The sequence below is a fragment of the Clostridium tarantellae genome (assembly GCF_009295725.1).
In the GTDB taxonomy this organism is placed as follows: domain Bacteria; phylum Bacillota; class Clostridia; order Clostridiales; family Clostridiaceae; genus Sarcina; species Sarcina tarantellae.
Genome location: NZ_WHJC01000102.1, coordinates 1 through 11,298, shown reverse-complemented (window position 1 = coordinate 11,298; position 11,298 = coordinate 1). Strand labels below are relative to the sequence as shown.

7 protein-coding genes are annotated in these 11,298 nt (G+C 25.3%); 2 read left to right on the top strand and 5 right to left on the bottom strand.

The window, feature by feature from the left end; translation table 11 throughout:
• Nucleotides 1-184: 184 nt before the first annotated feature.
• A complete protein-coding gene (locus GBZ86_RS08290) occupies nt 185-1,270 on the bottom strand; it encodes a DnaD domain protein (protein WP_152889556.1) in 1,086 nt (361 codons plus the stop codon).
• Nucleotides 1,271-1,846: 576 nt separating this feature from the next.
• Here GBZ86_RS08290 and GBZ86_RS08285 point away from each other — a divergent pair.
• Together GBZ86_RS08285 and GBZ86_RS08280 are read left to right on the top strand one after the other, a co-directional pair.
• Nucleotides 1,847-2,737 carry a ParM/StbA family protein gene (locus GBZ86_RS08285; RefSeq protein WP_152889554.1) on the top strand — a complete coding sequence of 297 codons (891 nt, stop codon included), beginning with the start codon at nt 1,847-1,849 and terminating at the stop codon, nt 2,735-2,737.
• A complete protein-coding gene (locus GBZ86_RS08280; RefSeq protein WP_152889552.1) occupies nt 2,737-3,018 on the top strand; it encodes a hypothetical protein in 282 nt (93 codons plus the stop codon). Before GBZ86_RS08285 ends, GBZ86_RS08280 begins: the two co-directional genes overlap by 1 nt.
• Nucleotides 3,019-3,622: 604 nt before the next feature.
• Here the strand turns inward: GBZ86_RS08280 and GBZ86_RS08275 are convergent.
• The 4 genes from GBZ86_RS08275 to GBZ86_RS08260 all read right to left on the bottom strand — a co-directional run.
• Nucleotides 3,623-6,655, bottom strand: coding sequence for a type I restriction endonuclease subunit R (locus GBZ86_RS08275; RefSeq protein ID WP_327444651.1), 3,033 nt, complete (start codon nt 6,653-6,655; stop codon nt 3,623-3,625).
• Entirely contained in the window at nt 6,655-7,917 is a 1,263-nt protein-coding gene (locus tag GBZ86_RS08270) for a restriction endonuclease subunit S (RefSeq protein WP_152889550.1), read from the bottom strand. Before GBZ86_RS08270 ends, GBZ86_RS08275 begins: the two co-directional genes overlap by 1 nt.
• Nucleotides 7,910-9,691, bottom strand: coding sequence for a type I restriction-modification system subunit M (locus GBZ86_RS08265; RefSeq protein WP_152889548.1), 1,782 nt, complete (start codon nt 9,689-9,691; stop codon nt 7,910-7,912). The genes GBZ86_RS08270 and GBZ86_RS08265 overlap by 8 nt, the downstream gene beginning before the upstream one ends.
• Nucleotides 9,692-10,438: 747 nt before the next feature.
• Nucleotides 10,439-11,298, bottom strand: an 860-nt coding sequence (locus tag GBZ86_RS08260) for an N-acetylmuramoyl-L-alanine amidase (RefSeq protein WP_152889546.1), incomplete at its 5' end; no start/stop codon positions are given.

Sequence of the window (11,298 nt, the reverse complement as noted above, 5' to 3'; positions counted from 1 at the left end):
AAAAATATTAAATTACAAAAAATAACTTAAAAATAAATTTTTTCTTAATTTGATTTTTTTAATATATATAACTTTATTATCTTTTAAAATAAAATTTAAGCTCATTTTTAATTAATACTTAGCAATGCATTGGAATCACTATTAAAATGCTTTAAAATTCAATTATATTAATTTAAAAGCTATTCTAGAAAATATAATTATTTTCTTCTGCTTCTTCTTTTTGTTTTAAATATTTTTCTAATGGATCAGTAGTTATAATTCTATCACATTGTCCACTATTTTCTAATAATTGTTTTTCTAATTCATCATAATCATATTCTCTTTGAGAATAATTGGTAAAATTTAATTTTTTTTCATTACTAGAAGCTGAAAATCTAGAAGAAGTTTTCTTTTTCTTTTCAATTTTTTTATTAAATTTAGTAATTGATACTTCTAAAGCTTCCACTGTATTAATATTATTTTCTATAAGATTATCTAAAGTTTTAAAAAAATAACTAGGTGTTTTAGCATTATGCTCTATAGAATACTTTAGTATTTCTATTACAAAATCTATATTAGTTTTTTCTATATATGTATTAATTTTATTTTTTATATAATTGGATAAGGGTTTAAAAGCTTCTTCATAAATATTTGTTAAAATTTCCCTTTTTGATTTCGTACTACTACTACTTGTATTAGTCTTACTAGATTCAGTTTTATTAGTATTAGTATTAATAGCGTCTAAATTTTCTACTTCTAGAAGTCTAATTTTTTTACTTTTAGAAGTAGAGTTTTTAGACTTCTGAAAATTTGATGATTTTTTATTAGTATTTTTAGTTAAAATTTCATGTTTATTATAATATTCTAAACGCTCTAAAGCATCATGTTCACTCATATATAGAACTTTACCTATATAAATTCTATTAGGTTTCCCTTGTCCCATTTTTTTTTCAAAAATTAAACCTAATGCATTTAAAATTTTAAAAGAATCAGCTATAGTTTGTTTAGAAACATTTAAAATTTTCATTAAATTTTCTCTTGTATATATTAAAAAAATATAACCATTTTCATCTACAAATCTTTTATCACCTTTTTTAGAAGTTGATTCAGATAAGCTCATTCTATCTTTTAACCAAGCATATAATTCTCTTGTTACTGGACTTAAATAATTTTTATAAAAAGGACATATATATAATTGTTTTGGAATTGATATAAATTTACTTTCATTTGCTTCTTGATTTTTATAAAATTCACATCCTAATTTTTTTAATTCTTCTAAATTTACTTTCATAGCAAAAAGCTCCTTTCAAATTTTGAAAAAAGTAAAATGAAAGAAGCTAATTAAATACATACATTAACTATTGACTTAAAAATTTTTAAAATTTATAATTAATATATAATTTAAAGATAAAAGTTTCTTTCAACTCCAGTAGCTAAATGAGTTTGCCGACTAACTAGCTATTGGAGTTTTTACTTTTCCTTTTTTTCTTAATAATAACTTATTTCAAAAAAGTTTTCAAGTTGTCTTTTTAGATAACTCTATTGGTTTTTATTAAATATTTAAATTTATTAATGAATTGTGATTTTTTGTAATAATTTTCTTGTTTAATTAATTATAATATAAAGTATATAATTTGTATATACTTTAATTTAAATAAAAATTATTTAGTATATATAAAGTAAATATAAAATAATTACTTGCAAATATATGTATATACTTAGTATGTAATAAATATATATACTAAATATATATTTACAAATATATATTTACAAAGTATATAAAAAGTATTAAAATTATATATATAAACAGAAGTAAGTATATAAAAAGTATATAAAATATATATATAAATATGTGGAGGTATAAAAAATGAAATTTGGAATTGATATTGGTAATGGATACACTAAATTTAATGGTGGTAAATTTGCAAGTAGAGTAAAAATTGGAGAAAAAGTAAGTTTTGGTAAAGCTAAAAAAGAAGTACATTATATAAATTATGAAGGAATGAATTATATAGTAGGTGAAGGAGCTATATTTACTGGAGATGAAAGATACTTTAGTAAAGAATATGAAATATGTTTATTGAGCTCAATAGCATTAAGTAGTGAAGGTGAAGATTTTATAAATGCAAATATAGTTATAGGACTTCCAGAAAAGAAACATAAATTGATAGCACAAAAGTTAAAAAATCATATTAAAAAATTAGGTCAAAAACAAATAACAGTTGATGAAGTTGATTACACTATAAAAATAGAAGATGTTTTAATATTTATTGAAGGAGCTTATCCAATATTAAAAGATATAGAAGATAATGTTATAGTAATTGATAACGGTGCTGGTACAATAAATGTTACTCATTGGGAAGATTTAAGTATAGTTAATAGTGCAACTTATACTGAAAGTATGTATAAAATGTATGCAGAAATAGCAAGTTATTTAAATCTTAATAAAGGTACTGATTTTAAACCAACAGATATAGAAAAAATATTCAATAAGAAAACAATTATAGTAAACCAAGAAGAAGTTGATATTTCAGATATAAGAAAAATAATATCAAGCCATATCAAAGAAATAGCATCTTATATTAAAAATGATTTTAAAGTAAAAGAAGTATCTAAAATTTATTTAGTTGGTGGTGGAGCATATGATACAATAAACTACTGGCAAAAAGAATTTAAAATTACTAAGATAAATGAAGATGTTCAGTTTATAAATCAAAAAATTTATGAAATGATAGCTAAAGAGGAGTTTGATAATTAATGGCTAAAATAAAAAGCAAACCTGTACCATTTACTGATAATGAAGTTGATTTATTAGAATGGGCAGAGGGACAAGATAAACCATTTGCTACTTATGTAAAAGACTTAATAAGAGCAGATTTTAAGAAACATCAACAATATAAAAAAGAAGAGATAAAAGATATTATAAAAGAAGTTTTACAAGAATTAGGTAATGATATAACAATAAATAAAGTGGTAGAAAAAACAAGTAATAAAATTTCTGAGAAAAGTAAAAAAGCATATAGAAATAATTTAGTTTAAATAATAAGTGATACTAAAATAAGTTTTAGTATCACTTATTTTATATTAGGTAATGCTAAGTATTTCTAAGAATTACTTTGATATTAAATTGATAAGAATAATTATAATACTAAGAATTACTTAGTATTATCTAGTATTATTTGGTAATTATTAGTATTACTTAATGATTTTATGTTTTGCAAAATATAAAACGTAAAAAAAGGTGTAACTTAAATTTCATAAAAAATAATTAGAAATATCTGTTAATAAACTCTTAAAAAATTATTAAAATACATATGTAAAAATAACTCATAATATTTAAAAATAATATTTTAATACTATAAGGAGAGAGGAGGTCATACTTAGAAAAGCTGGTAACTTCATAGAATAAATTTACCAAATTCAATTTAGTTTTGGAACAAAAATATATGTTTTTTTGGTACGTTTCAAATAGTATACTATTTGAAATAAAATTAAAATTATTTAATTTATGCGTTAATTATTAAATATTTACATCAAGTTACCGCTTTTTACACGTATTACCTTATCTCCACTTATAATAATAACAACACACAATATATAGTATGAAAGTGCTATATATTATATAGCACTCCCACACTTTTATTTATCTACTTCTTAAATTTTTGTAAGTTTCTTTAGCTATTTCTTTCATTACAGAATCATAAAAATTCTTATCCTCAAATAATTTACCAAAAGAATCCATAGATTCTATATAACAATCTTGAGCTATTTTTTTAAATATTTCTGGAAATATACTTTGCTGAAATACCTCTGAATCATTTTTTTTTGCATATTGTGTTAATTTCTTATTACCTTTTACACATCTTTTATAAATTGTTTCTACAATTACTTTATCACCATCTGTAAATATCCCCTTAAATCTATCATTAATTTTGATAATAATATTTTCTAAAAGCTCATCTTTATCCTCTGTTTTCCCTCCAACATCAATACTCTTAGGATTTATTAAAGTTTTATCTTCAATAGTTGGATTTAATGTAATATCACCTTTAAAGGTTTGTTCTAACTTGTAAAACTCAAGTCTTAGCTTATCCTCTAAGTCTATATCTTTTCCTATAGCTCTGGGTAACAACTTCTCAAGGTATGCTGTAAATACATACTCCTTTTGTAGCTCTTTATCAAACATTCTTGCTATTTGAATTATATAAGCATACCATTTATTAAAGTTCCTAACAGTCTTCTTAAACTCAAATCTACTTTCTTCGTTAAGGTCTTTATATCTATCAACTATTGGCTTTAATAACGCTGTCATCTTTCCTAAGTCAGTAGCATTTTGATTACCATTTTTATAGTGTATTTTTACAAACTTTTCTATATCTTCATTGTTATATAGCTTATAATGTCTTAACTTAGTTTTTGTATCATATATTAAATTTACATTAATCTCTTCATCTAAAATAGTAGCTTCATAATATGGCTTAAATGATTCTTCTATCTCTTTTTTTGTATTAACAAAATCAAGAATAAAAGTATCTTCTTTACCTGCACAAGTTCTATTTAATCTTGAAAGAGTTTGCACAGCTTTAACACCATTTAAATTTTTATCTATAAACATAGAATGTAGTAATGGCTCATCAAAACCAGTTTGATATTTTTCTGCAACTATTAACATATTAAAATTTTCTGTATGGAATTCTGTTTTTAATTGACTCTCTTTAATTGTTAAGCCATCTTTACGTTTATTCATACCTTCCTCTGTATATTCTTCAGTACCGTCTTTTACAACTCCAGAGAAAGCTACTAATATATCTAAGTCATTATATCCTTTTCTCTCTATATAGCTTTTAAACTCGTGGTAATAACGTACCGCATGAAGTCTTGAAGCTGTAACTACCATAGCTTTAGCTTTACCACCAATTTTATTTTTAGTAATATCTCTAAATTGCTCTAATATAATAGCTGTTTTTTGTTGTAAATTATGTGGGTGTAATGAAGCATACCTTCTAACAGTCTTCATAGCCTTTGACGCTGGTACCTTCGGGTTATCTGTTGTATCTTTTGCAATCTTATAACAAGTTTTATATGTCATATAATTTTTTAATACATCAAGAATAAATCCTTCTTCTATAGCTTGTTTCATACTGTAAACATGATATGGATGATATGTGCCATCACTATACTTTTGTCCAAACAATTCTAAAGTCTTCTCTTTTGGTGTTGCTGTAAATGCAAAAAATGATAAGTTTTTATGTCTTCCATGACTTAGTATTTCTTTCACCAATTTATCTTCATCATCTAAAATTTCAGCTTCAGCTTTATTCTCTATTTCAGCATATTCCCTCAATGAATCTTCTGTATCTGCAAGTGCTGTCTTTAATTTTCTAGCACTATTTCCGGTTTGACTTGTGTGAGCTTCATCTACTATTATTGCAAATCTTTTTCCTGTATTATCATCTATTTCTTTATATATAACAGGGAACTTTTGAAGTGTTGTAATAATAATTTTTTTACCATCATTTATCGCATCCCTAAGGTCTTTAGAAGATTTTCCTTCTCCTATTGTTTCAATTATACCTTTAGTATGGTCAAAACTTGATATAGTATCTTGTAATTGACTATCAAGAACTTTTCTATCTGTAACTACAATTACTGAAGTAAATACATTATCATTATTATCATTGTGAAGACTTGAAAGTCTATATGATAACCACGCTATTGAATTTGACTTTCCTGAACCTGCACTATGCTGTATTAAATAATTATCTCCACTACCATTTTTCTTTACATCATCAACTATTTTTGTAACTACATCAAGTTGATGATATCTTGGAAAAATAATTTTTTTAGATATTTTTTTAGTTTCTTTACCTGCTCTAATTATATTTGTTTCTTCTATACTTAAATGAAGATACCTTTGGATTATATCCATTAACACATCTTTTGTTAAAACAGATTCCCAAAGGTAAGATGTTACATATCCATTTTCATTTTTAGGATTTCCTGCCCCTCCAACATTTCCTGCTCCATTTGAACCTTGGTTAAAAGGTAAGAAATAAGTTTCTTTACCTTTTAACTGTGTTGTCATTGCTATCTCATATAAATCTACTGCAAAGTATATAAGAAATCTCCTATTTAATTGAAAACATAGCTCTTTAGGGTTTCTATCATACATAAACTGCATTTTTGCATTTTGAACTGATTGCCCTGTTATTTGATTTTTTAATTCTATTGCTACTATTGGAATACCATTCAAAGATAATACCATATCGATAGAGTTTTCATTTTCTGTTGAATATTTAAACTGTCTTGTGCAAGTTAATATGTTAGCCTTGTATAACTCCATAACCTGTTCATTAAGAGAAGTTTCTGGTCTAAAATAAGCAATATTTATCTTTACTCCTCTATCATTAATTCCATGTCTTAAAACATGAATTAAACCATTAGTTTCAATTTCCTCATTAAATCTTTTATATAACTTCTTTTCTGATTCATCTTTGTAATTTCTCTCATATCTTTCCCATTGCTTAGGTTGAGTAGCTTTTATAAAATCTATTAATTTAGCTATATCAATAGCTCTTTCCTTATTATAGGTACTCATATCGCCTTTAGTATAACCACCTTTTGTGATAAGGTAACTTTCTATATCTGCTTCAAAACGTTTCTCTCTATCATCCACTATTTTACCTCCATTTTACCTGTTACACACTCATATATAAGTGATTTTTTATATTTGTCAATTTCTATCAATAACAATTGTTTTTGTTTAATTAATTCATCTATTTTATTACATTTTTTATCTAAAAACTCTACAATTTTTTCTTGCTCTTCTATAGGTGGTACTACTACGAAAAACTTAGCCAATTTAGTCCAATTTCTAAAATCACTTGAGCGTATTCTTACACCATCAGATAATGCCATAAATACATCATTCAGTGCTAATGCTCTTAAAAAATACATATAATATCTTTTATTTTCTTTACTATCACAAATATGAACTACTGGTGAACATTTTCCTCGAGAATCTGATATCCCTATAGCACCTGCAAACGCATCCATACCATGTATCACTAAATCATCATCTTCAACCCCTTGATACCCATTTTCTGTATTTGAAAAAGTATATCCTTCTTCCTTTCTATTTTTTCTTAATGTTACTTCACCGTTTCTAAAGCAAGTAACAACATCATCCGTATCCAATACCTCCCTTGATAATGGAGTTAAAACATACTTTAATCTCCTTACAATCCAATTTTCTGGAATATATCCTAAATAATCTATATTTGATTTTTTAAAGTTGATTCCTTTTTGTATTCCTTTTATAGTGGCCTCAATTATTATAGATTTTTTATATTTTTTATATTCATCAATTGATATTTTCGTATTTCTTATAATATTATCAATTTCATGTATTTTTTTATCTAAATAATCTGCTATTTTTCTTTGTTCTATTACTGGTGGATATGGTAATAATACAGTATTTAACTTTGACATTTGAATTCTCATTCTTATCTCCATTATTCCATTGCCATATCCTCTCAAGTTATTCTGAAAAGGTTTTGTTTGAAATAGATAATTAAAGTATCTAATACTATCTTCTTTATTTCTTTTATACAACATATAATATACTGGACTAACTGCTCCAAAATAATTAGATAATCCTACTGAACCAATTACTATATTCATACTATTTAGTACAATATCATTAGGATAGGCCAGTCTATATTCAGTTAACTCTTGTTTTGATTTATTACCAATATCTCCTTTATCATTATAAGGAATAACCCCTCTATCATTAGTTAAAGATAATATAAATTCAGTTTTTATTGGATTATTGTTTTCTTTCCTTTCAACTAATACAGACTTTATTCTTTGAATTTCCCAATGTTCAGGTATATAACCTATCCATTTTATACCACTATCTTTATATTTATTATTCATTATGTTTTTCCTCGCTATCAAATAATATACTTAAAGACGACATTAAGTTTTTTTCAAGTTCGTTAATTCTATGTGCTATATCTTCTGAACTTTCAACTTCTTCAAATTTATAAAAATATCTTGTAAATGGAATCTCATAGCCGACCTTTGTTTTAGTTTTATCAATCCATGATTCTTTATTATATGGTAATACCTCTCTATTGAAATAACTATCGATATCCTCTATTAATGGAACATTTTCAGTGTCTCTTTTTGATGTATCTACTAATGGTTTATTTTTCTTCTTAACTATATTGCCATCTTCATCTTTAATTGGACTTTCAATAACTATCTTGTTATAGCCAAAATCTATATTGTCAAATATTTTAGATTCGCACACTTTATCCCCAAATGTGTAACTTTCATTTTTAAAGTCTCCATATGCTTTTACAATTATATTTCTACATTCTTCAGTAATATCATTTTTCTTTTTGCCAATAGCCTTTCTTCTTTTCTCATACATATTTGAAGCATCTATAAGTTGAACCTTACCTTGTCGATGTTCTGATTTATTTTTTGATATTATCCAAATATACGTTGCTATTTCTGTATTATAAAATGAATCTGTACTTAACTGTACTATTGCTTCTAACCAATCATTTTCTATAATATAACGTCTAATTTCACTTGAACCTGAACCAGCATCTCCACTAAATAATGGTGATCCATTGTGTACTATAGCCATTCTTCCCATATCTTTTAATTTATCAAGTCCATTTAAATCAAATAGTTGTTGCCCATCACTTATTTTAGGAAGTCCAACTCCAAATCTTCCCATATCTCCAAGTTTAGCTTCTGCTTCAACTGCTTTCTTCTCAACTTTCCAGTCTATCCCAAATGGTGGATTTGAAATACAATAATCAAATTTATAATTTTTAAATTTATCATCTGATAATGTATTTCCCTGTCTCATATTATCAGCTTTTCCACCTTTAATAAGCATATCTGCTTTTGCTATTGCATAAGTTTCTGGATTAAGTTCTTGCCCAAATAGAGATACTTCTGCTTCTTCATCTAATAATTTTAGTCTTTCTTCCATGCACGCAAGCATTTGAGAAGTACCCATTGTTTGGTCATATACAGTTTTAACAACCCCTTCTTCTATAAGAGTATCTTTTTCTTCTGCAATAAGTAAATCTGTCATGAGGTATATAATATCCCTACTTGTAAAATGAGCTCCTGCTTGTTCGTTATATGATTCTGAGAATCTTCTAACAAGTTCTTCAAATATATATCCCATATCAGCACTTGATATTACATCTGCTCCCATATAGGAATTCTTTTTATTAAATTCTTGAATAATTAAAAATAACATTCCGTTATTAGCAAGTTTAGTAATTTCTTTATCAAATTCAAAGTTTTCAAGAACATCTTGAACATTTTCTGAAAATCCTGCAAGGAATGCTCTAAAGTTTTCTTCAACATGTTCTGAATCATCTACTAAGTTAGTAAATGTAAATGGGCTTATATTATAAAATGAGTACCCAGAAGCATTTTCTAGAAATCCATCTTTAACTTCAAAATGTTTAACTTTCTCATACATATCTAAAACAGCCTGTTTTGTAGGCATTAGTGTATCATTAAATCTTTTTATTACTGTCATTGGTAAAATTATTTTTCCATATTCATGTGGCTTATATAAACCTTGACCTATTATATCTGCAACATTCCAAATAAGATTTGCCTTCTCATTTACATTAATAGTTGTCTGTTTCATTTTTAAAATTTCATCCATTGCTATTTCTCCTTTTTTAAGCTTAATAGCTTATCCTCTAAAATTATCTCAAAAAAATAGAAATATTTCTATATTTTTTACAATAAATCATTTTATCATATATATTCCAATAAAGTTTCTACATTTTAACATATAGTTTGTCTATCGTTTGTTTAGAAAATTTATTTATTAATGAAGACTTTAGTCATCCCCATAACCATCAAGCTAAGAGTACAAATAAAAGTAAATTTTATGAAGTAGCTAAGTTTAAATAGTGAATTTTTACATTTACATATACCACCAAAACATATTTTCATAATTATTCTGTTATACCGTTTTTGGTATAATCAATTCGGAGATTGATTTAATGTTAATAGATTATACTAGAGTTTCAATGGAAGAACAAAATTTAATAAAGTAGATAAAAATAAATTATCTATACATAACTCTAATTTAGAGAATATAGTTAAAATTTCAATGTGGATTAGAGTAGAAAATAATAATAGATTTGTACGAGGAAAAAGCAAGGTTAAAGAAATAATTCAGAACATTTAAAAAGTAATTACAATTTAGAAGAAAAGGATATTAAATCTAATGACTATATTGGTTATATCATATAAATCAATTGATGATATAACCAATATAGTCTATAATATAATTAAAGAAATTGCAGATGAAGCTGATACACGATGTGATTAATTAAATCTTACTTGGTAATGTATGGGGCAGTAGATAGTTGTATAAAAACAAAACTACCTACTATCACATTTATATTAAATAGTTAGCATAAACATAGCCTTCTTTATAGCTATTTTTTGTACTATATTTTATGTAATGCCAACCTGGCACTGTCCATTTAACTTCTACTTTTTCACCTTTGAAAACTTGTCCTATTATATTACTATTAGTGGATGCGACCTCTCTAACATTTAAGCAAGATGCAGTAACAGTTTTAATTGTTTTTATTTTATCTAAGTTAACATATTTACTATATACATAACCCTTTTTAGTTCCATTATGGGTATTATATTTTATGTAGTACCAATCTCCATTACTATTTAATACTTCTACTCTTTCATTTGAAAATACTTCTCCAATTATATTTCCCCAGGCTGAATCTCTCACATTAAGACTATTATTTACTTTAATAGTAGCATTAGCATTTATTTTATTTTCAGTTAGTAATGGGTTAATAGCTTGTCCATTAATTCTTTTTTCAATATCATTAAGTAAATCATTCCAAGATTTACCGAACTTTTGAAGAAAATCATAAGGATCTTCATGGTCTGTTTCATGCCAAGTATAAGAACAATATCTATGACTATATATTTCCTTTGTACTCCATCCATATCTTTTACAAATATTAGCTGCTAATTCTACAGTATTTTCATAAACTCTATTAAACTCACTTTGGTTATTATTTTTAGGTACACACATTTCTATACTTAAAAATTTATGATTAGCAGTATAGCCTGCGTGCCAAGCTACTTCATTTTCAGGGATAGTTTTAATAGCTTTATTCCAATCTACAAAATAATGTGCTGAAGCACCTGCATAAACTCTATTAAAATAATCATGGTTATTTTGTGCAGTGGCTCCTTCATTATCTGTATCATGAATAACTAAAC

Coding starts and splice junctions, on each gene's coding strand:
- GBZ86_RS08290 (WP_152889556.1), bottom strand. CDS start 1,270: ATGAAAGTAAATTTAGAAGAATTAAAAAAATTAGGATGTGAATTTTAT.
- GBZ86_RS08280 (WP_152889552.1), top strand. CDS start 2,737: ATGGCTAAAATAAAAAGCAAACCTGTACCATTTACTGATAATGAAGTT.
- GBZ86_RS08285 (WP_152889554.1), top strand. CDS start 1,847: ATGAAATTTGGAATTGATATTGGTAATGGATACACTAAATTTAATGGT.
- GBZ86_RS08265 (WP_152889548.1), bottom strand. CDS start 9,691: ATGGATGAAATTTTAAAAATGAAACAGACAACTATTAATGTAAATGAG.
- GBZ86_RS08270 (WP_152889550.1), bottom strand. CDS start 7,917: ATGAATAATAAATATAAAGATAGTGGTATAAAATGGATAGGTTATATA.